The organism is Phyllobacterium phragmitis (assembly GCF_002980495.1).
Classification (GTDB): domain Bacteria; phylum Pseudomonadota; class Alphaproteobacteria; order Rhizobiales; family Rhizobiaceae; genus Paramesorhizobium; species Paramesorhizobium phragmitis.
The window spans coordinates 148,813-172,822 of record NZ_PVBR01000005.1; the positions used below are offsets into that span (position 1 = coordinate 148,813).

24 protein-coding genes, 1 pseudogene and 1 riboswitch are annotated in these 24,010 nt (G+C 60.6%); of the genes and pseudogenes, 13 read left to right on the top strand and 12 right to left on the bottom strand.

What is annotated here, in order from left to right; all coding sequences use genetic code 11:
• Positions 1-58: 58 nt before the first annotated feature.
• The gene (gene phaR, locus C5748_RS08575) at positions 59-682 is read right to left on the bottom strand and encodes a polyhydroxyalkanoate synthesis repressor PhaR (protein ID WP_105741519.1); all 624 of its coding nucleotides are present in this window, start codon (positions 680-682) and stop codon (positions 59-61) included.
• Between the two features lie 224 nt (positions 683-906).
• Between phaR and C5748_RS08580 the strand changes: the two genes are divergently transcribed.
• From C5748_RS08580 to C5748_RS08610, 8 genes are all read left to right on the top strand, one after another.
• Positions 907-2,100 carry an acetyl-CoA C-acetyltransferase gene (locus C5748_RS08580; protein ID WP_105741520.1) on the top strand — a complete coding sequence of 398 codons (1,194 nt, stop codon included), beginning with the start codon at positions 907-909 and terminating at the stop codon, positions 2,098-2,100.
• 60 nt (positions 2,101-2,160) lie between these two features.
• Entirely contained in the window at positions 2,161-2,886 is a 726-nt protein-coding gene (phbB, locus tag C5748_RS08585; RefSeq protein ID WP_105741521.1) for an acetoacetyl-CoA reductase, read from the top strand.
• Entirely contained in the window at positions 2,887-3,111 is a 225-nt protein-coding gene (locus C5748_RS27805; RefSeq protein ID WP_146119493.1) for a hypothetical protein, read from the top strand.
• Between the two features lie 382 nt (positions 3,112-3,493).
• Positions 3,494-6,667 (top strand): helicase-related protein, encoded by a 3,174-nt coding sequence (locus tag C5748_RS08590; RefSeq protein ID WP_105741522.1) that lies wholly within the window; start codon positions 3,494-3,496, stop codon positions 6,665-6,667.
• Position 6,668: 1 nt separating this feature from the next.
• Positions 6,669-7,073 carry an RNA-binding S4 domain-containing protein gene (locus tag C5748_RS08595; RefSeq protein ID WP_105741523.1) on the top strand — a complete coding sequence of 135 codons (405 nt, stop codon included), beginning with the start codon at positions 6,669-6,671 and terminating at the stop codon, positions 7,071-7,073.
• Positions 7,074-7,313: 240 nt separating this feature from the next.
• A complete protein-coding gene (gene fdxA / locus C5748_RS08600; protein WP_105741524.1) occupies positions 7,314-7,652 on the top strand; it encodes a ferredoxin FdxA in 339 nt (112 codons plus the stop codon).
• Positions 7,653-8,057: 405 nt separating this feature from the next.
• Entirely contained in the window at positions 8,058-8,633 is a 576-nt protein-coding gene (locus C5748_RS08605) for a CarD family transcriptional regulator (protein ID WP_105741525.1), read from the top strand.
• Positions 8,634-8,977: 344 nt separating this feature from the next.
• Entirely contained in the window at positions 8,978-9,928 is a 951-nt protein-coding gene (locus C5748_RS08610) for an RNA polymerase factor sigma-32 (protein ID WP_280953474.1), read from the top strand.
• A 34-nt stretch (positions 9,929-9,962) separates the two neighbouring features.
• On the opposite strand, the gene C5748_RS08615 is transcribed toward C5748_RS08610, so the two are convergent.
• From C5748_RS08615 to thiB, 4 genes are all read right to left on the bottom strand, one after another.
• Positions 9,963-11,441, bottom strand: coding sequence for a M48 family metalloprotease (locus tag C5748_RS08615; protein WP_425350226.1), 1,479 nt, complete (start codon positions 11,439-11,441; stop codon positions 9,963-9,965).
• 235 nt (positions 11,442-11,676) lie between these two features.
• Complete coding sequence (gene thiQ / locus C5748_RS08620) at positions 11,677-12,405, bottom strand: thiamine ABC transporter ATP-binding protein (protein WP_105741528.1); 729 nt, start codon at positions 12,403-12,405, stop codon at positions 11,677-11,679.
• A complete protein-coding gene (gene thiP / locus C5748_RS08625) occupies positions 12,402-14,042 on the bottom strand; it encodes a thiamine/thiamine pyrophosphate ABC transporter permease (RefSeq protein ID WP_105741529.1) in 1,641 nt (546 codons plus the stop codon). Before thiP ends, thiQ begins: the two co-directional genes overlap by 4 nt.
• A gap of 193 nt (positions 14,043-14,235) precedes the next feature.
• Positions 14,236-15,240, bottom strand: coding sequence for a thiamine ABC transporter substrate binding subunit (gene thiB, locus C5748_RS08635; protein WP_105741530.1), 1,005 nt, complete (start codon positions 15,238-15,240; stop codon positions 14,236-14,238).
• A gap of 44 nt (positions 15,241-15,284) precedes the next feature.
• Positions 15,285-15,399, bottom strand: a riboswitch (TPP riboswitch).
• Positions 15,400-15,525: 126 nt separating this feature from the next.
• Here thiB and C5748_RS08640 point away from each other — a divergent pair.
• The 3 genes from C5748_RS08640 to C5748_RS08650 all read left to right on the top strand — a co-directional run bounded on the left by C5748_RS08640 (position 15,526) and on the right by C5748_RS08650 (position 18,509).
• Positions 15,526-16,188, top strand: a complete 663-nt coding sequence (locus C5748_RS08640) for a thiamine diphosphokinase (protein WP_105741531.1) — start codon at positions 15,526-15,528, stop codon at positions 16,186-16,188.
• 84 nt (positions 16,189-16,272) lie between these two features.
• Positions 16,273-16,554, top strand: coding sequence for a hypothetical protein (locus tag C5748_RS08645; protein ID WP_105741532.1), 282 nt, complete (start codon positions 16,273-16,275; stop codon positions 16,552-16,554).
• Between the two features lie 137 nt (positions 16,555-16,691).
• Positions 16,692-18,509, top strand: coding sequence for an ABC-F family ATP-binding cassette domain-containing protein (locus C5748_RS08650; protein WP_105741533.1), 1,818 nt, complete (start codon positions 16,692-16,694; stop codon positions 18,507-18,509).
• A gap of 323 nt (positions 18,510-18,832) precedes the next feature.
• On the opposite strand, the gene C5748_RS28820 is transcribed toward C5748_RS08650, so the two are convergent.
• The 5 genes and pseudogenes from C5748_RS28820 to C5748_RS08670 form a co-directional block, all read right to left on the bottom strand.
• Entirely contained in the window at positions 18,833-19,057 is a 225-nt protein-coding gene (locus C5748_RS28820) for a hypothetical protein (RefSeq protein WP_245428938.1), read from the bottom strand.
• Positions 18,967-19,269 (bottom strand): annotated as a pseudogene (locus C5748_RS08655) (aldo/keto reductase); the annotation flags it as partial. The gene C5748_RS28820 and the pseudogene C5748_RS08655, both read right to left, overlap by 91 nt.
• A gap of 77 nt (positions 19,270-19,346) precedes the next feature.
• Positions 19,347-19,610: a DUF2312 domain-containing protein gene (locus C5748_RS08660; RefSeq protein WP_105741694.1), complete on the bottom strand. Its 264-nt coding sequence runs from the start codon at positions 19,608-19,610 to the stop codon at positions 19,347-19,349.
• A gap of 128 nt (positions 19,611-19,738) precedes the next feature.
• Entirely contained in the window at positions 19,739-20,044 is a 306-nt protein-coding gene (locus C5748_RS08665; RefSeq protein ID WP_105741534.1) for a DUF1244 domain-containing protein, read from the bottom strand.
• Positions 20,041-20,862 (bottom strand): N-formylglutamate amidohydrolase, encoded by an 822-nt coding sequence (locus C5748_RS08670; RefSeq protein ID WP_105741535.1) that lies wholly within the window; start codon positions 20,860-20,862, stop codon positions 20,041-20,043. Before C5748_RS08670 ends, C5748_RS08665 begins: the two co-directional genes overlap by 4 nt.
• A 265-nt stretch (positions 20,863-21,127) precedes the next feature.
• Between C5748_RS08670 and C5748_RS08675 the strand changes: the two genes are divergently transcribed.
• Complete coding sequence (locus C5748_RS08675; protein ID WP_105741536.1) at positions 21,128-21,586, top strand: DUF1036 domain-containing protein; 459 nt, start codon at positions 21,128-21,130, stop codon at positions 21,584-21,586.
• Positions 21,583-23,019 carry a pyruvate kinase gene (gene pyk / locus C5748_RS08680; protein ID WP_105741537.1) on the top strand — a complete coding sequence of 479 codons (1,437 nt, stop codon included), beginning with the start codon at positions 21,583-21,585 and terminating at the stop codon, positions 23,017-23,019. Before C5748_RS08675 ends, pyk begins: the two co-directional genes overlap by 4 nt.
• A 65-nt stretch (positions 23,020-23,084) precedes the next feature.
• On the opposite strand, the gene C5748_RS08685 is transcribed toward pyk, so the two are convergent.
• Both C5748_RS08685 and ykgO read right to left on the bottom strand, forming a co-directional pair.
• A complete protein-coding gene (locus C5748_RS08685; protein WP_105741538.1) occupies positions 23,085-23,717 on the bottom strand; it encodes a tetratricopeptide repeat protein in 633 nt (210 codons plus the stop codon).
• Between the two features lie 97 nt (positions 23,718-23,814).
• Positions 23,815-23,940 (bottom strand): type B 50S ribosomal protein L36, encoded by a 126-nt coding sequence (gene ykgO, locus C5748_RS08690; protein WP_105741539.1) that lies wholly within the window; start codon positions 23,938-23,940, stop codon positions 23,815-23,817.
• Between the last annotated feature and the right edge of the window lie 70 nt (positions 23,941-24,010).

Here is a 24,010-nt window from a genome sequence, read left to right on the forward strand (position 1 = left end):
GCATTTCAGGAAAAAACTGTTGTTCCCACGGTATGAATCCCAAAGCCTGGGTGCTGCCTTACTTCGCGATCTCGTCGATCTTGCGCTGCATTGCGGCAATCTGTTCCTTCAACTCGCGCAAATCATCGCTCGATTGCTGCTTTGCGGCTTCGGGTTCGTTGCTCCTGGGCGTGTCCGCAGCCTTGCTGTCGGGCGCGCCGCCGAGCGGGAACGGCGTGAACATGCTCATCGCCTGCTGGAACATCTCGGTATTGCGGCGCACCTGCTCCTCGATCAGCTTGACGGGCAGGTTCATGCTCATGAGCTCGGCGGGGGATTTGCCGAAAGCCGCGGTGAGCTGCTCGCGCATCCGCTCCTGTTCGCGAACGAAAGCCGTCATCGATTGTTCAAGAAAACTCGGTACGATCATCTGCATCTGGTCGCCGTAAAAGGCGATCAACTGGCGTAGAAACGGGATCGGCAGCATGTTCTGGCCGTCCTTGTTCTCCAGTTCAAAGATGATCTGCGTCAACACGGCATGCGTGATATCCTCGCCCGTCTTGGCATCCTGGACGCTGAACTCCTCGCCCTTCTTGACCATCTCGGCCAAATCCTCGAGCGTCACATAGGTGCTCGTCCCGGTGTTGTAGAGCCGGCGATTGGCGTATTTCTTGATAATGGTATGGTCCGACTTTGATGCCACGATCGCCTCCCGATCAAATTTCTTTTTTGTTGGTTATAATCTCCCGGCACCAAGGATAGGCCCAAAATCCGCATAATTCAAAGCGTTTTGTGCAATGCAAAGTCTGGGCGGCATCGGGCAAAGGCGAGTTCATTGTGCAGTGCCCTTGCCAAGCCGGCTTTTCTCGTTTCATCTTGTCGCCAAGAGACCAGAGACCGGACCATACCGGCAGAGGAGAATATCCCATGAACAGCACGCCCGGGAACGGCAGCATCGTCATCGCCAGTGCCGCCCGCACGCCTGTCGGATCGTTCAATGGCGCGTTCGCCAATGTTCCCGCGCACGAATTGGGCGCAACAGCGATACGTGAGGCGCTTTCGCGCGCCGGTATCGAGGCGGTGGAGGTCGATGAGGTGGTCCTGGGCCAGGTGCTGACCGCCGGCGAGGGGCAGAACCCCGCCCGGCAGGCGGCGATGGCGGCGGGTCTGGCCAAGGAGACCCCTGCCTGGAGCCTCAATCAGGTCTGCGGCTCCGGCCTGCGCGCGGTCGCCATCGGCATGCAGCAGATCGCAACGGGCGATGCGAAGGTGATCGTCGCCGGCGGTCAGGAATCGATGTCCATGTCACCGCATTGCGCGCATTTGCGGGGCGGCGTGAAGATGGGCGATTTCAAGATGATCGATACGATGATCAAGGATGGGCTGATGGATGCCTTCTTTGGTTATCACATGGGCATCACCGCCGAAAACATCGCCCGGCAATGGCAGCTCAGCCGCGACGAGCAGGACAGTTTTGCCGTCGCTTCACAAAACAAGGCGGAGGCGGCGCAGAAGGCCGGGCGTTTCAAGGACGAGATCGTCCCTGTCACCGTGAAGACGCGAAAGGGCGATATCGTCGTTTCCGAAGACGAATATATCCGCCATGGCGCGACGCTGGACGCAATGGCCAAGCTGAAGCCGGCTTTCGACAAGGAGGGCACGGTAACAGCGGGCAATGCGTCGGGCATCAATGACGGTGCTGCCGCCGTCGTCCTGTTGAGCGAGGCGGAAGCGGAACGGCGCGGGATCGAGCCGCTGGCGCGCATCGTTTCCTGGGCAACGGCAGGGGTCGATCCTTCGATCATGGGAACCGGGCCGATCCCGGCATCGCGCAAGGCGCTGGATAAGGCCGGCTGGAACGTTCAGGATATCGATCTCGTGGAGGCCAATGAAGCCTTCGCCGCGCAGGCCTGCGCGGTCAACAAGGAACTCGGTCTCGATCCGGCGATCGTCAACGTCAATGGCGGCGCCATCGCCATCGGCCATCCGATCGGCGCATCCGGTACCCGCATCCTCAACACGCTGCTTTATGAACTGAGGCGGCGGGAAGCCAGGAAGGGCCTTGCAACATTGTGCATCGGCGGCGGAATGGGCGTTGCGCTTTGCGTCGAGCGTCTGTGAAAAATGACCGAAGCCGGCTATGAGCGATATGCCGGAGCGCAGATTACAAAGTGAGGGGATGTGGGAAGAGTCGCACTGGTTACAGGCGGATCGCGCGGTATCGGCGCCGCCATTGCCATCGCATTGAAGAAGGCCCGTTATAGGGTCGCAGCCAGCTATTGCGGCGGGGACGAGGTGGCGGCGCGCTTCAGCGCCGACAACGACATTCCGATCTATCGCTGGGATGTTTCCGACTATGAGACCTGCGTCGCCGGCATCGCCAAGGTCGAGGCCGATCTCGGCCCCGTCGAGATTCTGGTCAACAATGCGGGCATCACCCGCGATGCGATGTTCCATAAAATGACGGTCGAGCAGTGGAAGGAGGTGGTCGATACCAATCTTTCCGGCGTCTTCAATATGACGCATCCGCTATGGCCCGGCATGCGCGAGCGCAAATTCGGCCGCGTCATCAACATCTCCTCGATTAATGGCCAGAAGGGCCAGGCGGGGCAGGTCAATTATTCCGCCGCCAAGGCCGGCGATATCGGCTTTACCAAGGCGCTGGCTTTGGAAGGGGCTCGGGTGGGCATCACCGTCAACGTCATATGTCCGGGCTATACCGGCACGGAGATGGTGCGCGCCATGGACGAAACCGTTCTGAAGGAGCGGGTTCTGCCGCAGATCCCGGTCGGAAGGCTGGGTGAGCCGGAGGAGATCGCACGGATCGTCGTCTTTCTCGCATCGGATGATTCCGGCTTCATCACCGGCTCCACCATCACCGCCAATGGCGGACAATACATCGTGTGAATGTTGTCCAAGTCGCCGGCTGATCTGGGACATTTTGAAATCGAACTATTACCGTTGTGCTTCAAAACGGCACAAATGGTTAATGCTGCCGACGGGAGGGTCGCATCGAATGCCGAAATTTCTCCCGCCTATGCAGACATCATCGACAAGGACACTATATCTGGTTGGAACAAAGCAGGAAACCTGCCGAAGAAGCGATTCGTCGCCGATTCGTTCCGCGTTTGATCGGAACGTTAATGCAACGACGCTTGAACGCTGTTCGCACCGGTAACTAACCGTAAGGAATTATTGAGATTTTCTTAAAGATCGAGCCTGGTGGCAATTCATGCTTGCATGCCTTATGGCAAAGGTTAACGGTCATGTTCTCATTTGGCGTTTCGTACGCTCGATCGATTCAGCATGTGGTGAGGAAGTACGGCATTGCTACCACATATCGCCGTGAACAAAGCGGGAATCGATGCGAGTCAGCGATTCGTAGCCGATTCGTTCTGTTGCCGTTCCGTTTCTTAACAGATGAAAGCATCGGCACCCCACCACATTCAGGTTTCGATGCGCTGCCGATAGTGCTATCGCAGGGTTTCAGTCTGAAATTCGATCTGTGTAAAAGATGAACCATCAGCCCGCCAACGAATTGCCCCTGGTCCTTTCCGGCCGCGATGTGACCGCCGTGCTGGGGCCGACCAATACCGGCAAGACGCATCTCGCCATCGAGCGGATGCTGGCGCATGAGAGCGGCATGATCGGATTGCCGCTCCGTCTCCTGGCGCGCGAGGTGTATGGGCGGATCGTCGAACGCGTCGGGCTGGCCAATGTCTCGCTGGTGACCGGCGAGGAGAAGATCGTGCCGGCAGGCGCGCGCTATTCGGTGTGCACCGTCGAGGCGATGCCGCGCTACACCGATGTGGCTTTCGTCGCCATCGATGAGGTGCAACTGGCCGGTGATCTCGAGCGCGGTCACATCTTCACCGACCGTATCCTGCATCTGCGCGGGCGGCAGGAGACGCTTCTTCTCGGCGCTGCCACGATGCGCGGCATTCTGGAAAAGCTCTTGCGCGGCATTTCCGTCGTCACGCGACCGCGGCTTTCGCATCTGGCCTATTCGGGGCCGAAGAAGATCACCCGCCTGCCGCGCCGCTCTGCGATCGTCGCCTTTGCGGCCGATGAGGTCTATTCCATAGCCGAGCTGATCCGGCGCCAGCGCGGCGGGGCGGCGGTCGTCACGGGTGCGCTCAGCCCGCGCACGCGCAATGCCCAGGTGGCGCTCTATCAATCGGGCGACGTGGATTTCTTGGTGGCGACCGACGCCATCGGCATGGGCCTCAATCTCGACGTGGATCACGTCGCCTTCGCGCAGAACCGCAAATTCGACGGCTACCAGTTCCGCAATCTGACAGCGGCCGAGCTCGGCCAGATCGCCGGTCGCGCCGGCCGGCATCTGCGCGACGGCACATTCGGCGTCACCGGTCAGGTGGATCCGCTCGATGACGAACTGGTGGAGAGGATCGAGGCGCATGCCTTCGACCCGGTGAAGGTCCTGCAATGGCGCACGGCGCGATTCGATTTTTCCTCCATAGAAGCGCTGCGCCGTTCGATCGATACGCCGGCACCTGTGGAGGGCCTGATCCGCGCATTGCCCGCCGTCGACAGTCATGCGCTCGAACATCTGGCGCGTGATCCCGATATCGCAAGGCTGGCGGATACATCCGGGCGAGTCGAAACGCTTTGGGACGCTTGCGCGTTGCCCGATTACCGCAAGATCGCGCCGGCGCAGCATGCCGACATCATCGCTGCAATCTACAACGACCTCGTCCGCCGGGGTCACGTGGACGAGAACTACATGAGCGAACAGGTGCATCGGGCGGATCAGACCCATGGCGACATCGATACGCTGTCACATCGCATCGCCCAGATTCGCACCTGGACTTTCGTGTCGCACAGACCCGGATGGCTTGCCGATCCGACACATTGGCAGGAAAAGACGCGCGAAATCGAGGACAGACTGTCCGATGCGTTGCATGAACGGTTGACGAAACGCTTTGTAGACCGCAGGACAAGCGTGCTCATGAAGCGTCTGAGAGAGAATGCCATGCTTGAAGCCGAAATCAGCCCGTCCGGTGATGTCCTCGTCGAGGGCCATCATGTCGGGCAATTGGAAGGGTTCCGTTTCACCGCCGACACGCAGGCCGAGGGGTCTGATGCCAAGGCGCTGAAGGGAGCCGCGCAAAAGGCGCTCGCCGCCGAGTTCGAACGCCGAGCCGAACGCTTTGCCGCGTCAGCCAATGGCGATTTCGCGATTGCGTCGGACGGTGTGGTGCGCTGGATCGGCGCGACCGTCGCCATGCTGGTCGCGGGCGAGGATACGCTGAAGCCGCGCGCGGTGCTTCTGGCGGACGAGCAATTGACGGGATCGGCGCGCGACAAGGTCGCCGCCCGCATCGACCGTTTCGTCGCCCATCATCTCGAAACGGTTTTGAAGCCGCTCCATGATCTCGCCAATGCCGATGCGCTGACCGGCATGACACGAGGCCTCGCCTTCCGGATCGTCGAGAACCTCGGCATCCTGCAGCGCCGCGATGTGGCGGAAGAGGTGCGTGGCCTCGATCAGGATTCGCGCGCTGCACTTCGCCGCCTCGGCGTGCGCTTCGGTGCCTATCATGTGTTCGTGCCGGCGCTTTTGAAGCCTGCGCCGGCGGGACTGATCACGCTGCTCTGGGCGCTGAAGGAAGATGCGCGCGAGCGCCCGGGTTATGGCGATGTGGTCAATGTGCTGGCTGCCGGCCGCACGTCGGTCGTCACCGATGCGTCTTTCGATCCGGCCTTCTACAAGCTCGCGGGCTTCCGCATTCTTGGCCGCCGTGCCGTGCGAATCGATATTCTGGAGCGCCTTGCCGATCTCATCCGCCCGGCTCTTGCCTGGCGCCCCGGCTCCGGACCGAGGCCGGATGGCGCCTATGACGGCAGCCGTTTCGTCGTCACGCCTGCGATGATGTCGATCCTCGGCGCGACCGCCGACGACATGGAGGAAGTGTTGAGGAATCTCGGCTATCGCCACGAAGCGGCCGATGCCGCCGATGTGACGGCGAAGCTCGCGGAACTCGATGCCCCCGCGGTGGAAAAGACGGAAGCACCGGCTGACGAAACGACGCAGAAACCCCTCGGCGAAACGGGCGATGTCGCGGCGGCGGCTGCGGACGAGACCGCCGATGCCGGACAGAGCGAACCGGAGGCTCCGGTCGAAATCAAAGCTGAAAGCCAAGCTGAAACTGAAACCAAAGTCGAATCACCAAGTCAGCCGCTGCAAGATGAAGCGCCGGCCGATGCCGCGGCTACAACGCCGGCGGCAGACATTTCGGCTCCCGAGCCGGCAGCCGAGCCGGAGGAGGCTCCCAAGCCGGTGCTGTTGTGGCGGCAGGGGCGTTTCGAGGGGCGCGGACGCCGGCCCGATCAGGCTCGCAACCGGCAGCGCGGCAATAATGCCCAGCCTTCCGAAGAGGCGGGTGAGAAGAGCGCGGTTCAGGGCGACCGCCGCAACAATTCCCGTGACCGGCATGGCAAGGGCGCAAAGGACGGCGGCAAACGCTTCAACAAGGGGCAGCCGGGCGATGTCAGGCATGAAAGCCGCGACGCGCGCAAGGGAAGCGGGGCCGGCAATGGCGCAAAGGGGCATCATCCGAGCCGTGACGGCGGCAAGCATCATGAGCGGCAGGAGCGGCCTGTGAAGGTCGATCCCGATTCGCCATTTGCCAAGCTGGCGGCGCTCAGGGAACAATTGAAGAAGTAGCATGACGGCAGCGGGCGACAGGCAGCGCATCGACAAATGGCTGTTCTTCGCGCGCGTCGTCAAATCCCGGTCTTTGGCGGCCAAGCTTGCTGTAGGCGGACGCGTGCGCGTCAACCGCGACAAGGTGGATCAGGCCTCGCATCCGGTGAAGGTTGGCGACGTGCTGACCGTCACGCTCGATCGGCGGGTTCTCGTCTACAGGGTTCTCGCTACCGGCCACCGGCGCGGCCCGGCGGAGGAAGCGCGGCTTCTCTATCAGGACGTATCGCCGCAGCCTTCGCCACAGGACGGCGGGCAGGCCGGGCCGGGAGGATTGGCGCCGCTACGTGATGCAGGCAGCGGTCGCCCGACAAAGCGCGAGCGCAGGCTGACGGATCGGCTTCGCGACCGGGATGAAGCCGAGTAGCGCAGTCCCCCGTTTTTCCTGGATTTGTGCAGCAGATCTAAAATGTTACAGCGTCCTTAGCGCGTCATATAGGGCGCATGGCGCTGTAGTAAAATATTCCACGTTTCACGACGATGACAGATATGGTTTGGCGTTCTGCAGCGAAGCGTCGCAGACATGGCTCTGTCCTCTTGCCAGCCGGCTTCAAAATCGCTACCCCACACCCCATATTCAGAAGATACGCCTTCAAGGAGTTCGACAATGACCTATGTCGTGACCGACAATTGCATCCGTTGCAAATACACGGATTGCGTTGAGGTCTGTCCGGTCGATTGCTTCTACGAGGGCGAAAACATGCTCGTCATCAATCCGGACGAGTGCATAGACTGCGGCGTCTGCGAACCGGAATGCCCGGCCGAAGCCATTCGCCCGGATACCGAGCCCGGCCTCGAAAAATGGCTGGAAGTCAATACAGAATATGCAAGCAAATGGCCGAACCTGACGGCAAAGAAAGAAGAACTTCCCGAAGCCAAGGAAATGGATGGCGTCGAGGGTAAATTCGAAAAGTTCTTTTCCCCGGAGCCGGGTGAGGGCGATTAGCCGCTGCGAAGACCCCCTCGAAATTGCGGGCTCATGTCATTGGTCGCCTGAAACAGGATTTGCTGGCTCATTTTTAGCACTTGCGGCAAATTGTTGATTCTTTCAGCTTTTTGTGGTAGGGTTCTGTTCATAATGTCGATGACTGGACGTCAACTCGTGGCGCAGATGCGTTAATCACCGAAAGGCTGTTTTCCTTTTCCCGGACTTTTACAGTACCGGCCGGAAAGTGTGCGACTGACGTTCGCCTCCAGTTTCCGTCGTCCTCCGGGTGAAGATATTCGCGCTTTCTGATTTTCGCTTTTCAGGGAAAAATCGGCACACCGGCTGTCCCGCATCCTCGGGCCACCGGCTTACCATGTGTCAACCGGCGGGTGCCGCCGGGCACAACAGGGAGTATTGAAGCGTATGACATCCCAGCAGAAAAAGCCCGCGACGCGTCAGGGTTTCAAGACCAGTGAGTTCATCGTCTACCCTGCGCACGGCGTCGGCCAGATCGTTGCTATCGAAGAGCAGGAAGTGGCCGGTCACAAGCTTGAACTTTTCGTCATTGACTTTCAAAAGGACAAGATGCGCCTCAAGGTGCCGGTCGCAAAAGCGTCCACCATCGGCATGCGCAAGCTGTCGGAAACGGATTATGTCGAACGCGCGCTGAAGGTCGTGCAGGGTCGTGCCCGTATCAAGCGCACCATGTGGTCGCGCCGCGCGCAGGAATATGATGCGAAGATCAATTCCGGCGATCTCATCTCGATCTCGGAAGTGGTGCGTGATCTGTTTCGCGCCGAAAACCAGCCGGAGCAATCCTATTCGGAGCGTCAGCTCTATGAAGCGGCGCTTGACCGCATGGCGCGTGAAATCGCTGCCGTCAACAAGATGTCGGAAACCGAGGCTGTGCGTCTGATCGAGATCAACCTCGCCAAGGGGCCGAAACGCGGCGCCAAGACCGATGCAGAGGTCGAGGAAGACGAGGCAGAAGCGGCATAACATCGCATCATCTGTTTTGCTTTTAAGAAGCCCGGCAACCTTGCCGGGCTTTTTTGTCTGCTTGGGTTCCGCGCCCGAGCAGATCCGGGGAAATGAGAGCCTTTCCGTCCGGGCCCGTGTGAATGACAGTGTGAAAGGCCGCGCGTCCGTTTCGAGGCTATGTGAGGCTTTTTAAACACCGCATATTCTTCTCCCTCAACTCATTCCGGTCCAACGAATTATGCGGCGGTGCGGAACCGTCGGGCGCCTCATGCGTTTGCACTATGGCCAGGGACTTCTTTGGCCTCTTCTTTTTATTGTTTGAAATCTCCATGGCCGCTGTGGGCCAGGTTCAGGAGAACGATATGAAGCAGGCTGCCGAACGCCGTTCCTCCGCCATCCGATCATTTGCTGGGCAATCATCTCCGGGGCGATCTCCCGGGCGGCCATCCTCCGGGCGGTCTTCTCTCAGTCAGTCCATGATACGGAGCGCCATGGCCGCGCCTTATCTGGAGCGGGACGAAGAGCGGGAATTGGCGATCCGGTGGAAGGAGGAGCGGGATCAGGAAGCGCTGCACCGCATCACGTCAGCCCATATGCGGCTGGTCATCTCAATGGCTTCGAGATTTTGCAAGTTCGACCTACCGACGAGCGATCTCATCCAGGAAGGACATGTCGGGCTGCTGGAGGCGGCGGTCCGTTTCGAGCCAGAGCGCGAGGTGCGATTTTCCACCTATGCGACGTGGTGGATCCGGGCTTCCATGCAGGACTATATCCTTCGCAACTGGTCGATCGTGCGCGGCGGCACGAGTTCGACGCAGAAGGCGCTTTTCTTCAATCTACGCAGATTGTGCGCCCGGCTTGCACAGGGAAGCGAAGCGCTATCTCAAGCGGATATATATCACCGCATTTCCATCCGTCTCGGCGTCTCAGCGGCCGATGTCGAAATGATGGATTTCCGGCTTTCCGGACCGGACAGTTCGCTCAGCACGCCCGTTTCGCCCGATGACAGCGGCAATGCCGACAGAATGGATTTTCTCGTCGACGACAATCCGCTGCAAGATGAAATCGTCGAAGGGGCGATCGACTCGGAACGGCGATCGTCATGGCTGATGCAGGCGCTGACCGTGCTCAACGAGCGGGAGCTGCACATCATTCGCCAGCGCCGCCTCGATGATGAAGGCGCGACGCTGGAAGCGCTTGGCGAAAGCCTCGGAATATCGAAGGAGCGCGTACGCCAGATCGAGAACCGGGCACTGGAAAAGCTGAAGACTGCTCTTCTCGGCGAGCACGAGCTTTCCGCCTACCAGGTTTGAGCGACGCTTCTTCGGGCGCTTCCTGGCCCCCGCACTATTCGCTGATGATCTTGACGCGATCGCCGACCGACACGGTGCCGCCGGGCGGGAGGGCGTTGAGCAGGCGGAAGAGGTCGAGCTTGCGATCTGTTCCCTGCATTCTTGCCGATAGCGTGCCGATGGTTTCGCCCGGCTTCACGGTCACGACACGGATACGCAGGGGCTTGATCGCCGCTTTTTCCGCCGGCGAAAGGAGCTTGAAGCTTCGGGTGACAGCCTGCGAGGCCGGCATGAGAGCCGCACTTCCCTTTGGTGCGGCGGTGAGGAAGCGGTAGACCTTCTCGCCGGCGCTGACCACCAGGATGTCGAATTGCCAACGGTCGGCACTGGCGCGCGCGGTTGCGGCAGGCATGCCGTTCAGCGTCGTAGACCGAACGGTCGAATCATCGAGGCCGGATACCCAACCGCTCTTGATATAATCGGTGAGGCTCGAGCCCTTGGCGAGCTGCGCACCATCGAACCTTATGGCGATTTCGCCCGGTCCCGTCGCCATCACCGCATCCGCCGAATTGTCGATGCTGAAACCAGCGGGCACGGTAAAGGTCACGCCAAGCTTGGGGTGGATGAAGGTACGGCCGCGTACATAGCCCTCGTCGGGCGTGTCGCCATAGAGAATACCGTCGATGCCGTTGAGGAAGGCGTTGCGGTCCGTCGTGCCGACGCCCGGTGCCCCGATCCTGCGCGCATGTCCGATGGCAAGTTCGATGCGTTGCGGCGTTGCCGGATGCGTTGCCAGGAAGTCGAGGCTTGCGTCGGTGGCGCCGGAGACCGAGCGATAACTCTGATAGGCTTCCATGGATTGCAGGAAACGGGCCGAAGCGAAGGGATCATAGCCGGCTTCGCCGATGGTCTTGATGCCGACGGCATCGGCTTGGAGTTCCTGATTGCGCGAAAACTGCGCGAGCCGCAATTTGCCGCGAAGCAGCGCCTCGCGCCCTGCCGTATCGCCTTGCAACACCTCGGAGACGACCCGGCCGGCGATTGCGGCTTCCGCTTCCTTTTGCTGGCGCTGCACGCCATGATTGGCGGTGACGTGCGCCATTTCATGAGCGATGACGGCTGCGACCTCAGCGGAATCATTGGCGAGCGCCAGAAGCCCGCGGGTGACATAGACGAAACCGCCCGGCAAGGCGAAGGCGTTGATGTTGGGCGAATTGAGGATGGTGATGCGATAGGTCTGCTGCGGGTTTTCCGAAGCGAGCGTCAATTTGCCGACGATCTTGGCGACCATGCGTTCGAGTTTCGCATCTGGATATTCACCGCCGTAGGTGGCGAGAATCCGCGGATGCTGCGCGGCACCGAGCTTGGCCAGCCGGTCGTTGCGGGTAACGTTATCTACGGTGATGGGATTGGCGGAGGGCCCAAGAGCGACATCCTGCTTGCCGAGGTCGAGCGCCTGACAGCCGGATAAGAGGACGAGCAGGAGCATTCCCGGGATTATTCCGGGCGGCAGCAATCGTCTTTTATGGCGCATTGTTGCGCATGCTGGTTCCGACTGCGAATTCAGAATCGTGTCCTCATCCGTGATTCTTCGTGTGCCGCCTTTGCTTCCTTCACGCTAACAGAGAGCGTGCGGCGCACAAGTGCGGTTGATCGCCGATGCAGCTTCTTGCCGCCGATTGGGGGCAAAATATGTCAAATCTGCCGCATATGCGTCCAAACAGACGCATAATGACCGATCGATTTGATCTCCGTTCCCTTTCCAGGAATTATGCCATCGTGCCCATATAGCGCTTCAGCACCTCCGGACCAGTGTCCGAGAGCAGGTCCTTTGCGCTGCCGCTTGCGGCAATCATTCCATTTTCCAGAAAAAACAATGTGGCATCGAGGTGCAGCGCGTCGTCTGGATGATGCGTGACCATCAGGACGGTCATCGCCGTTTCCGCGTGTAGCGCCTTCACGAGATCGAGCATCTGAATGCGCAGCGCCGGTCCGAGCGAGGCGAAGGCTTCATCAAGCAGCAGGACCGGGCGGTCGCGGACCAGGGCGCGGGCAATCGCAACACGCTGCCTTTCGCCGCCGGAGAGCGCCTGCGGCTTGCGCTTCTCCTTGCCCGCGAGGCCGACGCGGGCAATGGCGCTTGCGACGGCGGCACGGTCGTCGGCCGTCAGCTTCAGTTTCGGCGAACGGCCGAGCCCTATGTTCGCTTCGACATCGAGATGGGCAAAGAGATTGTTTTCCTGAAACACCATCGAAACTGGGCGCTTCGCCGGGGCGGCGCGGGTGATGTCGATACCGCCGATGAGGATCGTGCCAGATTGCGGCATCTCGAAACCGGCGATCAGGTTGAGAAGCGTCGACTTGCCGGAACCGCTGGGCCCGATGATGGCGGCGATCTGCGCGGCGGGAACGGTCAGGTCGAAATTCATCCGCATTTCGCCATAGCTGAAGCGGACCTGTTTGAGTGTGACTTCCGCCCCTCCTGTCTTGCCGGTCATGGCGACCTTTCTTTACGTGCCGCAGGCTGCGATCCGCGATCGGCCAGCATCATCAGACTGAGGCTCAAGACCCCCAGAATCAGCGCAAGCCCCGCTGCATCCAATGTGCGATAGCTGCCCATGCGCTGCAACAGAAGATAGGGCAGGGTCTGCACCGCATCACTGCCGAAGAGCGCAATGGTGCCGAGGTCGCCGAGCGACAGGGCCATGGCGAAGGCGAAGGCGACGCCGAGGGGGCGGCGCAGCACCGGCCAGTCGATAAGGCGCAGGCGCGTCCAGCCTGTAATGCCGAGCTGTGCGCAAAGCCTGTTATGCCGCGCGCTCGCCGTATCCCATGTCGGGCGTAGGAGCCGCACGGCGAAGGGCATCGCCATGGCGGCATTGACCGATATCACCATCCACGGCGCAAAATCGAACGGATCGGCGAAATGGCGCAGCAGAATGAACCAGCCCGCGCCGATGATGATCGGCGGGACGACAAGGATGAGGCTGGCGCCGGTGTCGAGGCCGCGTTCGAAGAAGGATTGTGTCTCCTGTCCTTTCCGGCCTGCCGCCACGGCCTCGCGGGCCGCGACGAGGGCAAGCGAAAGGACGACGGAGAAAAGGGCGGCGGCCGCGCCGAGAACAAGGCTGGTCATGATTGCCCGCCATACGGTCCGCTCGCTCATCAATCTGCCAAGATCGGCGGCGAGCCCGGAGACGACCGTGCCTGCAAGAGGCAGAGCGACAAAGAGGAGGGCGAGCAGGATCGCGGTCCAATTGGCGAGCCTCTCGCCGGTGCCGAGCTTTTCATAGCGCCGCGTGGTGATGGCGAGCGAGAAGCCTTCCTCGGTCGGCCTGCCGGTAATCCGGAAAGCTGAGAGGATGGCGAGCGTCAGCATCAGTTGAATGAGCGTCAGGGCGACGGCCTGGCCGATGTCGAAGTCGAAATGCAGGGCTTGATAGATCGCCACCTCCAGCGTCGTCGCGCGCGGGCCGCCGCCCAGCGTCAGCACGATGGTGAAGGAGGTGACGCAGAGCATGAAGATGAGCCCCATGATGCCGGGCAGGCTGCGGGCAATTGCCGGCCACTCGATGAGGCGGAAGCGGGCGCCATTGCCCATGCCGAGCTGCGCCGAGAGTTTCCAGTAATCGGCGGGGATGGAATCGAGCCCGGTGAGCAGGAAACGCACCGCCAGCGGCAGATTGAAGAAGACATGCGCCAGGAGAATGCCGGTCAGGCCATAGATGTCCGGTATGAAGCCAAGGCCGAGATATTGCGACATTTGCGAGATGATGCCACTGCGCCCGTAGATGCTGGTGATGCCGAGCACTGCGACCAGGGCAGGCAGTGCGAGAGGGAGGGCGAAGAGGCGCAGAACGAAAGCCCGGCCCATGAAATGCTGATGCGCATGAAGCGCGCGGGCTATGGGAATGGCGAAGCCGACCGAAAGTGCTGTCGAAAGCAGTGCCTGCCACAGCGTGAACCGCGCCACCCGCCAGAGATAGGGATTGAAGGCGGCAAGGGTGTTGCCGGTCTCACGGGAGGCTTCGAAGCCAAGCGAAAACAACGCGCCGCCGGCGAGAAGGGTGAGGAAGGCGAGGGCAATCGCGCCCGCGAGGGGTTTGGCGGGGAGGGTTCTTGAGATCAATGACATGCGTTGCGGGCTTGAATACCCCCCTCTGCCCTGCCGGGCATCTCCCCCACAAGGGGGGAGATTAGGCTTTCATTGACGCCGGCGCCAATCGTAAACGCTGGGAAGTGAACGGTGCCATCAATGCCAGCTAATCTCCCCCCTTGTGGGGGAGATGCCCGGCAGGGCAGAGGGGGGTGGGATGCCGAACGCACCATTACTTACTCATCGCCGCGAGCCATTCATCGATCCATGCCTTGCGGTTCTTAGCAATTTCGTCCGATGGCAGCAGCAGGGTTTTCACAGGTTTCACAAGCGTGTCGAAGGCGGGATTGAGCGGCTTCGAGGTCTTGCCGGCCGGAAACATCCAGTTGGTTTCGGGGATGACATCCTGAAAGCCGGGGCCGGTCATGAAGGTCAGGAATTTCGCGGAAAGCGGGTTTTTTGCGCCGTTCACGGTGATGCCGGCGAGTTCGATCTGCAGATAGTGACCTTCCGCGAAGGCTGCCGCCTTGTAGCGATCCGCCTTGTCGGTGATGATGTGATAGGCGGGCGAGGTGGTGTAGGAGAGCACCATCGGCGCCTCTCCCCTGGTGAAAAGACCGTAAGCCTCCGACCAGCCGGGCGTCACGGTCAGTACGCGGTCCTTCAGCTTGCCCCAGGCATCCGCGGCATCGTCGCCATAGATCGCTTTTATCCAGAGCAAGAGACCGAGGCCCGGCGTCGAGGTGCGCGGGTCCTCGATGACGATCTTCTGCGATGCGTCTCCCTCGATCAGGTCCTTCATGCTCTTCGGCGGATCGGCAAGCTTCTCGCTGTCGTATACCACGGCGAAATAGCCGTAATCATAGGGCACGAAGGTGTCGTCCTTGAAGCCGCCGGGAACGGTTATGTCAGACGTGTCGATGCCATGCGGGGCAAAGAGGCCGCTTTGCTTTGCTTCCGTGGTGAGGTTGGTGTCGAGGCCGAGCACGATCTCGGCTTTCGTGCTCGCACCTTCCAGCCTGAGGCGGTTGAGCAGCGCCACGCCGTCGGCCGCCGATACCCATTCGATCGTGCAATCACATTCCTTCTCGAAATTCTCCTTGACCTTCGGTCCGGGACCCCAGTCGGCGGTGAAGCTTTCATAGGTATAGATGGTGAGCGTGTCCTTTGCCGCCGCCGATGTGGCGAGGCAGAGAATGGCGGTAGCGGACAGAGCAAGGAGTTTCAATGGCTTCATCGGCGTTTCCTTTGTCGTTCGTGGTCAAAAGGATCGAGCGCCGGATCAGGGCCGCGTCTAATCCCTCCGCCGGTATCAACCGGATCAGGTTCAGCGGGTTGGCTGGGTCAGCAGCCTCTCAGCCGATTTCTCGGGAAGTCGGCACCCCGTTAGAGCAGGACAGACAGTAATGGCGGGCAACAGGCTTCGCAAGCGTCTGTGGCGGGTGAGCAAAGCCTTCTTCCTGCACACCTGCATTGCAACCCATTGCTTCCAGCTCGGCGCGACGCATGATAAGAGCCGCGCATGAACACGTTTCTCATTCTCCTTGGCGGTCATCTGACAGTGACGGAAAGACTGAAGCGCCAGATTGCCGGTGCGCGGGTTCTGGCCGCCGACAGCGGCATGCGCCATGCCGCCGCGCTCGGTGTCGAGCCGGAATTGTGGTTGGGGGATTTTGATTCGACCTCGCCGGCCATGGCGCGCCGCTACAAACATGTGCCCCGCCGCACCTTTCCACGCGCCAAGGACATGACCGATGGCGAACTTGCGCTCAACGAGGCGTTTGCGCTGGGCGCAACCAGCGTCATTCTGTGCGGCGCGTTTGGGGGATTGCGGACGGATCATACGATGCTGCACCTGACCATGGCGGCTGCGCAGGCGGCCATGGGCCGCGACATCCTGCTGTCGAGCGGTGTGGAAGAGGCTTGGCCGATTCCGCCGGGAACGCATGCCCCGGATTTGCCCGATGGGTCGCTTTTCAGCATCATCGGCTTCACGGAACTCGAAGGCCTGACGATCACAAGTGTGGAGTGGCCGTTAGATAATGTGAAGGTTCCGTTCGGCTCGTCGCTCACTGTTTCCAATGTCGTCAGGGGAACTCTGGGGATTTTGCTGCGTTCAGGATGTGGTGTTCTTGTCGCCACGCCGAAGTGTGAGGAGATGAGGCCGGAGAGAAGGCTATTGTAAATTCAACGGGATGGTGCCACCTTGTCATGCCGCTTTGGGGACGCAACGTTGGCCGCATTTGATTCTTGAACGGGAGAATTCTCCATGAATAAACGTCTATCGATGATCGTCGTCAGCGGGCTGCTCGCCCTGTCCGTCGCCGGCTGTACCACTGGCGACCAACGCACCGCCGGATATGGCGTGGGTGGCGCAGCTCTTGGCGGCTTGGCCGGTGGAGCCCTTGGCGGTACGCGTGGTGCACTGGGAGGTGCAGCGCTGGGTGGCTTGGCAGGTGTTCTGATCGGCTCGGCCCAGTCGCGTAACGGTGTAGAATATTGCCGCTATCGCGAACCAAACGGTCGCGTTTACGAAGCGCCCTGCCGGTAACAGTTACTGTAGAAGCGAATTTGGACAGGCCGGGGAAACCCGGCCTGTTTTATTTTGCGCGCCTCGTATCATTTGACACGCGCGGCGTTCTCGCGGACAAGCGCGGTTAACTTATCCAGCAACAATATCAGAGTTCCATGGCTCCTCCGCTTCTCCGTCTCGACCAGATAAAGCTAACCTTCGGCGGCACACCGCTTCTGGAGGAGGCGGCGCTTTCGGTAAGCGATGGCGAACGGATTGCACTCGTCGGGCGCAACGGTTCCGGCAAATCGACGCTTTTGAAGATAGCCGCGGGGCTTGTCGAGCCGACATCGGGCGATGTGTTCCGCCATCCGGGCGCAACCATCCGCTATCTGGCGCAGTCGCCCGACATGGACGGTTTCGCCAATGTTCAGGCCTATGTGGAAGCGGGGCTCGGGCCTTCCGACGATCCCTACCGCGTCACCTATCTGCTGGAGCATCTTGGATTGACGGGGACCGAGAAACCGGACCAGCTTTCCGGCGGGGAGGCGCGGCGCGCAGCACTTGCGCGGGTGATCGCACCGCAGCCCGATATTCTGCTTCTCGACGAGCCGACCAACCATCTCGACCTCACCACCATCGAATGGCTAGAGGATGAATTGCGCCAGATCCGCTCAAGTCTTGTGCTCATCTCGCATGACCGGCGTTTTCTTGAGAATGTCAGCCGCTCGACCATCTGGCTCGACCGGGGCGTGACACGTCGCATCGAACAAGGCTTCGGCCATTTCGAGGAATGGCGCGACAAGATACTGGAGGAGGAGGAGCGCGATCTGCACAAGCTCGGCCGCCAGATCGTGCGCGAGGAGCATTGGCTGCGCTATGGCGTGACGGCACGGCGCAAGCGCAACATGCGCCGGCTGGGCGAATTGCACTCGATGCGCAATGAATTCCGCACCCATCGCCGCGCGCAAGGGTCCGCCGTGCTCGCCGCGAGCGACGCCAGAGAATCCGGCAAGCTGGTCATCGAGGCGAAGGGATTGAGCAAATCCTATGACGGGCGCGCGCTGGTCAACGATTTCTCCGCCCGCATCATGCGCGGCGACCGCATCGGTTTCGTCGGACCCAATGGCGCGGGCAAGACGACGCTGCTTTCGATGCTGACGGGACTGCTTGAGCCTGACGAGGGCCATCTTCGGTTGGGCGTCAATCTGGAGATGGCCGTGCTCGACCAGAAGCGCGACAGCCTCGATCCGACCGAAACGCTGGCGCATTATCTGACCGATGGGCGTGGCGAAAACGTCATCGTCAATGGCGAGCAGCGTCATGTCGTTTCCTACATGAAGGACTTCCTGTTCCAGCCGGAACAGGCGCGCACGCCGATCCGCGAATTGTCAGGCGGGGAGAAGGCGCGGCTGATGCTGGCGCGTGTGCTGGCGCGCCCGGCCAACCTGCTGATCCTCGACGAGCCGACCAACGATCTCGACATGGAAACCCTCGATCTCCTGCAGGAACTGGTGACCGGGTTTGCCGGAACGGTCATTCTGGTGAGCCACGACCGCGATTTTCTCGACCGCACCGTGACCTCGGTGATCGCGCCGGAGGGCGACGGGCGTTGGGTGGAATATGCCGGCGGCTATGCCGACATGATGGCGCAGCGGCGCGAGACGGCGCTGATCAAGCGCGAGGCGAGGGTTTCCGCTCCCCGTAGTCAGCCCCAGGCGGATGGCGCTTCATCCGAACCGGGGCGTGAGGAAAAGCGCAAGCTCTCCTACAAGCAGAAATTCGCGCTGGAAAGCCTGCCGGGCAAGCTGGAGGCGCTGACCACAGAGATCGCCGGGCTGGAAGCCAAGCTCGCCGATCCGCAGCTTTATGCGAAAAATCCCGATCTTTTCGCAAAGTCGGCGGCGGAACTGGAGAAGAAACGCCAAGCGCACGCCGCCATGGAAGAAGAATGGCTGGAGCTCGAGATGTTGCGCGAGGAGATTGGGGAGTAGGTGGCGGTTCCAATTTGATGGAATCGCTTGGCCTTACATCATCCTGCACCGTTGAAAATGCGGAGATGGTGAGGCATGGATTCCTGTGACAAGCACAGGAATGACGGCAGTTTGGTTGTTGGCGGTCAATCGCAGGTTTCCGCCGCAGAACGGTTGTTATAGGGGGCGAAATCACCTCTCCATTTCCGTCATTCCTGTGCCAGGGCCTGTGCTTGTCACAGGAATCCTGCCTCAACGATGCCGCTGTTGCTATGGTTGGAATAGGGTGTTTGCCGCCGTAAAGAACGCTTAAGCGTTGCCTCATTCGATCATGTCAAGCGCCTTCACGCACTCGCTGCATCCAACATCTTGATCGACTGGCCGAGATCGAGCCGTGTGGCGGCGATCAGCTCTTCCAACTGGCTGAACTTTGTCGCGCTGGCGATCGGCGCGGTGATCGAGGGGCGGGCGATGAGCCAGGCGAGAGCCCCTTTTGACCGGGGGCCATTTCGGAGCCGACCTTGGTGGCGATCTCCACCCGGTCGCGTCCGCCGCGCTGCTTCAGCCAATTGCCGATGATCGTTTCCGATTCGTCGCCCGTATTGCCGGGTGCCCATGACGAATAGGAGTCAGCCGTGTCGATGAAATTCAACCCGGCATCGACGAAACGGTCGAGCAGCGAAAAGGATGTCGCTTCATCCGCCGTTCAGCCGAAGACATTGCCGCCGAAACAAAGCGTGGAAACCTCGATATCGGTGCGTCCAAGCTTTCTACGGGTCATCGCTTTGCTCCTTTGCGTTCGAGCGGCTCACCGCCCGTTTGCGCAGGATGAAGCCCCGACGATCAGCCCCATGCACGTCAGCCCATGCCAAGCGCATCCTTGTAGAGCTGGATCATCGCTTCTTCTTCCTGGCGTTCCTGATCTTCTTTCTTGCGCAGACGGATAATGGTGCGCACGGCCTTGGTGTCAAATCCGGTGCCCTTCATTTCCGCGTAAACTTCCTTGATATCCTCGGAAATGGTCTTCTTTTCTTCTTCGAGCCGCTCAATGCGCTCGATGAAAGCGCGCAGCTGTCCGACGGCTACCGTCTGTGCGGTGTCGCTTGTGATGTCGTCGTTCACGGGATCGTTCTCCAGATTGGTGAGAAAAGGCAGCCCGCGACTCGCAGGCCAAGGTCGGGGCAATTCGATGCCCGACCAGATGCTCATGGTCAAGACCGCAGATGCGCGTCATCGAGAAGCGAAGGCCGTCAATGTGCCGGCTTGTTGGTCTCGAAGGCGGCCTTTTGCGTTTCAGATGCTTCGTTCTGGTGTTTTGCGCGCCATTCTTCGTAGGGCATGCCATAGATGATTTCGCGTGCTTCCTCCTTGGAAAGACCGACACCGGCAGCGTCTGCCGCATCCTTGTACCAGTTGGAGAGACAGTTCCGGCAGAAACCGGCCAGGTTCATCAGGTCGATGTTCTGCACATCGCTGCGCTTGCGCAAATGCTCGACCAGCGTCCGGAAGGCCGCCGCCTCGAATTCCGTTTGCTGCTGTTGGCTAAGCTCGGTCATGCCGCTTTCTCCTTCGATGGTGGGGCCGGCTCGATAATCGGCCCGGTTCGCGAACCGAAATGTCTGATCTCATGAATATCGTGCCGGGCGTTCACGGCTGCAAGCATCGGTGCAAGCCGCTCCGCCCACGCTTCGGCTCCCGCGGGGTCGGCGATCAGGTCCTGCCGGACCTCGATCAGGGCGTGGGCATATCCGGCGGTAATGCAATGCCGGAACATCGTGTCGTTGCGCAGCGCTCCATCATAGGGCTCGTTATCGCCCACCACCAGTGCGGGATCAGCGCGCAGGGATTCCAGAAGTGGTTCGACGGCACGCGGGTCGCTATCCCACAAGAGGCTGACATGCCACGGACGCCTCCTGGTCTTCCAGAACGGGGTGAAGGAATGGATCGAGACGACCAGCGGCGGTTTTCCGGTGGCGGTCACGATCTTCCTGATCGCATCCGCTATGGCTGCATCATAGGGGCGGTAGAACTGGGAAAGGCGCTTCTCGCGTTCTGCTTCGCTCAGCGGATGATTGCCGGGTATGACGGCTCCGTCCGAAAGCCGCATGATCAGGGTCGGATCGTCCTCGCCGCGGTTCGGATCGATCAGCAGGCGGGAAAAGCCGCCGAGAACCGCCGGAATCCCGAGTCGTTCGGCAAGGCTGCGCGTCAGGGTCTCGACGCCGATATCGTAGGCGATGTGCCTTTCGAACTGCTCGGCTGCGAGCCCCAGGGAGCCATATTCCGGCGGAAGGTCGCGCCTGGCGTGGTCGGCGATCAGGAGCAGACCCTGGCTGTTGTCGCCTTCGACGTGATGCACGGGTGAAAAATGCATGAATCGAGCCCATCGTTCTCGGGAAGGGATTTTCGATCTCTCATGCGGAGGGATGAATTGCAACCGTCATTCTTCCGCCATTAGAGCGGGATTTCGTGGACCGATAACGGACCACTGGTGAAATTTCCTCTCGCCGGCTGTTTCTTGCTCAACAACTCGCCTCGGGCGCGTTGACATCACCTGCGAAACTGCCGAAAAGAGGGCAACAAAAATGGGATTTCCAAGCGTGACAGGCCCGCAGATATGCGCTGAAAGGTTTCGGCGGATGCATTCTCGACACCCTCTGGTATATTTCGGCATTTTCGCTGTGTGCATGATGTTCATGTCGGCGGAAGCCCGTGCGGATTTCCGCGTCTGCAATTCGACGCAGAATCTGGTGGGGGTAGCCATCGGATATCGCGCCAAGACAGGCTGGGTCACCGAGGGTTGGTGGCACATCAACGGTTCGAGTTGTAAGACGCTGATCGAGGGGCCGCTCTCGCAGCGCTATTATTATCTCTACGCCGAGGATGCAGAGGCTGGTGGCCGGTGGGCCGGGCCGGTCAACATGTGCGTCGCCGAAAAGGAATTCAAGATCGCCGGCGTCAACGACTGCTTTGCACGCGGCTTCCAGCGCTCCGGTTTCCAGGAATACGACACGGGTGAGCAATCGAGCTGGATGGTCCAGCTGACCGATGAGGCGCCGCCCGAAAATCCGACAGTGACAGGAACAAATAATCCATGAGACGCAGCCGCAAGGTCAAAATTCTCGCAACTCTGGGACCGGCATCCTCCGAAGAAGCAACGATCCGCAAGCTTTTCGAGGCCGGAGCTGATGTCTTCCGCATCAATATGAGCCACGCCGATCATGATCTGATGCGCTCTCTCGTCCGCCGTATCCGCAATGTGGAGCGGGAACTGGGCCGGCCCATCGGCATTCTTGCCGATCTTCAGGGACCGAAACTGCGCGTCGGCAAGTTTGCGGATAGCAAGGTCAGCCTGGTGCCCGGCCAGACCTTCACGCTCGACGATCAGGACGTGCCTGGCGACAACACCCGCGTTTTCCTGCCGCATCCGGAAATCCTCCAGTCCGTCGAGCCTGGGCACCGGCTGTTGATTGACGATGGCCGTCTGGCGCTGGTTGCCGAAGCGGTCGACGGCAAGTCGATCCGCTGCCGCGTTGTTTCCGGCACGGGGATTTCCGATCGCAAGGGCGTCAGCCTGCCCGATACGACGCTCTCCGTCAGTGCTCTGACAGAGAAGGACCGCAGGGATCTCGATGCGGTGCTGCTGGAGGAAATCGACTGGGTGGCGCTTTCCTTCATCCAGCGTCCGGAAGATCTGGCGGAGGTGCGTAAAATCGCGCGTGGCCGCGTCGGTCTCCTCTCCAAGATCGAGAAGCCGCAGGCGGTCACCCGCCTCGACGAGATCATCGAATTGTCGGATGCGCTGATGGTGGCGCGCGGCGACCTCGGTGTGGAAATGCCGCTCGAAGCCGTGCCTGGTATCCAGAAGCAGATCACGCGCGCTGCGCGGCGCGCCGGAAAGCCTGTTGTCGTTGCGACGCAGATGCTGGAATCGATGATCTCGGCGCCGGTACCGACGCGCGCCGAAGTGTCCGACGTTGCTACCGCCGTGTTCGAGGGCGCCGATGCCATCATGCTTTCGGCGGAATCGGCGGCGGGTGACTATCCGGTGGAGGCTGTCGCCACCATGGCGCGCATCGCCGAGAAGGTAGAGCGCGATCCGACCTATCCGGGCATCATCTATGCCCAGCGCTCCGAGCCAGAAGCCACCGGCGCCGATGCGATCTCGCTTGCGGCACGCCAGATCGCGGAAACGCTCAGGCTTTCGGCGATCATCACCTATACGGCATCGGGAACGACGGGACTGCGCGCCGCCCGCGAGCGTCCGCAGACGCCGATCATCGCGCTTTCGCCAATCGTCGAGACGGCGCGCAAGCTTTCCCTCGTATGGGGCCTGCACTGCGTCGTGACCGAGGACGCGCAAAATCTCGACGATATGGTCGATCGCGCCTGCAACATCGCTTTCCGCGAGGAATTCGCCAAACCGGGCGACCGTGTCATCGTCACGGCCGGCGTGCCGCTGCGCACACCTGGCGCGACCAACATGCTGCGCATCGCCTATATCGGCACCGACGGGCTGACGGGCATCTGATTTGCGGAAATTGAAATCCCATGGCCGTCAGAAAACGGCGGCCGTGGCCTGAGGGTACTGAGGGTTCAGGTCCGTGTGCCGGCCAGTTCGTCGGCGATCTTGCCGACTTCCTTTTGTGCCTCGCGCATCATGGGATAAATGGCGAGGGCGCGTTCATAGGCGCGCAGGGCCATTTCCTTCCGGCGCGTTTCCTTCAGGATAGAGCCCATGCCTGCCAGAGCTGCGAAATGCCGCGGCTCCAACTGCAGCGTCTTGTTGATGTCGACCATGGCGCGGCCATAATCATTCGTCAGGAAATGCAGCGTGGCCCGGCGATTCCAGCCTTCGGCATAGTCCGGCTTGAGGACGACGATCTCGTTGAGAAAGTCGAGCGCTACCGGATATTTCTTTTCCCGGATGGCGGCGTTCGCCCATTGCATCATCAAATCGACAGTGGCGCTGCCCGACTGATTCCATAGGCTGTATATCTCGCCGGCGATGCGTTTTGCCTTGGTCTCGTCATGCGCCTTGCGCAGCTCGAGAAAGAGCCTGTCCAGTTCGGCGGTGCGCTTTTGCGCTATAGTGGCTCCGCTTTCGGGCAGATTTGCCGGAGAGGGCGCTGCAGGAATCTGCTGTTCCTGTGCCGTGGCCGCAACGGTCTGCGCCATCGACGCAGCGGGAAAAGCGATCAGGATGAGAAATGCAAAAACGTTCCGCATGTGGACAAGGGTAGCCCTGCACAGCGAAACGTCAAATGCAAAATTTAGTGAAGCGCATTTTGTGAAGCGGGAGAATGCCCGCTTCACCACAAACAGCTCAGCCCTGACGCGCCTTGAAGCGCGGGGCGGTCTTGTTGATGATGTAGATGCGACCCTTGCGACGAACCATCTGGTTGTTGCGGTGGCGGCCCCTAAGCGCTTTGAGCGAATTCTTGATCTTCATGTCAATCACCGGTGTCAGGTTGGCCCGTCGCCGGGCATCAATGAAGGTGCGCCCAAGGCACACCGTAAAT

Coding starts and splice junctions, on each gene's coding strand:
- C5748_RS08580 (WP_105741520.1), top strand. CDS start 907: ATGAACAGCACGCCCGGGAACGGCAGCATCGTCATCGCCAGTGCCGCC.
- C5748_RS27805 (WP_146119493.1), top strand. CDS start 2,887: ATGTTGTCCAAGTCGCCGGCTGATCTGGGACATTTTGAAATCGAACTA.
- C5748_RS08590 (WP_105741522.1), top strand. CDS start 3,494: ATGAACCATCAGCCCGCCAACGAATTGCCCCTGGTCCTTTCCGGCCGC.
- C5748_RS08595 (WP_105741523.1), top strand. CDS start 6,669: ATGACGGCAGCGGGCGACAGGCAGCGCATCGACAAATGGCTGTTCTTC.
- fdxA (WP_105741524.1), top strand. CDS start 7,314: ATGACCTATGTCGTGACCGACAATTGCATCCGTTGCAAATACACGGAT.
- C5748_RS08605 (WP_105741525.1), top strand. CDS start 8,058: ATGACATCCCAGCAGAAAAAGCCCGCGACGCGTCAGGGTTTCAAGACC.
- C5748_RS08610 (WP_280953474.1), top strand. CDS start 8,978: ATGAAGCAGGCTGCCGAACGCCGTTCCTCCGCCATCCGATCATTTGCT.
- C5748_RS08615 (WP_425350226.1), bottom strand. CDS start 11,441: ATGCGCCATAAAAGACGATTGCTGCCGCCCGGAATAATCCCGGGAATG.
- thiQ (WP_105741528.1), bottom strand. CDS start 12,405: ATGACCGGCAAGACAGGAGGGGCGGAAGTCACACTCAAACAGGTCCGC.
- thiP (WP_105741529.1), bottom strand. CDS start 14,042: ATGTCATTGATCTCAAGAACCCTCCCCGCCAAACCCCTCGCGGGCGCG.
- thiB (WP_105741530.1), bottom strand. CDS start 15,240: ATGAAGCCATTGAAACTCCTTGCTCTGTCCGCTACCGCCATTCTCTGC.
- C5748_RS08640 (WP_105741531.1), top strand. CDS start 15,526: ATGAACACGTTTCTCATTCTCCTTGGCGGTCATCTGACAGTGACGGAA.
- C5748_RS08645 (WP_105741532.1), top strand. CDS start 16,273: ATGAATAAACGTCTATCGATGATCGTCGTCAGCGGGCTGCTCGCCCTG.
- C5748_RS08650 (WP_105741533.1), top strand. CDS start 16,692: ATGGCTCCTCCGCTTCTCCGTCTCGACCAGATAAAGCTAACCTTCGGC.
- C5748_RS08665 (WP_105741534.1), bottom strand. CDS start 20,044: ATGACCGAGCTTAGCCAACAGCAGCAAACGGAATTCGAGGCGGCGGCC.
- C5748_RS08670 (WP_105741535.1), bottom strand. CDS start 20,862: ATGCATTTTTCACCCGTGCATCACGTCGAAGGCGACAACAGCCAGGGT.
- C5748_RS08675 (WP_105741536.1), top strand. CDS start 21,128: ATGCATTCTCGACACCCTCTGGTATATTTCGGCATTTTCGCTGTGTGC.
- pyk (WP_105741537.1), top strand. CDS start 21,583: ATGAGACGCAGCCGCAAGGTCAAAATTCTCGCAACTCTGGGACCGGCA.
- C5748_RS08685 (WP_105741538.1), bottom strand. CDS start 23,717: ATGCGGAACGTTTTTGCATTTCTCATCCTGATCGCTTTTCCCGCTGCG.
- ykgO (WP_105741539.1), bottom strand. CDS start 23,940: ATGAAGATCAAGAATTCGCTCAAAGCGCTTAGGGGCCGCCACCGCAAC.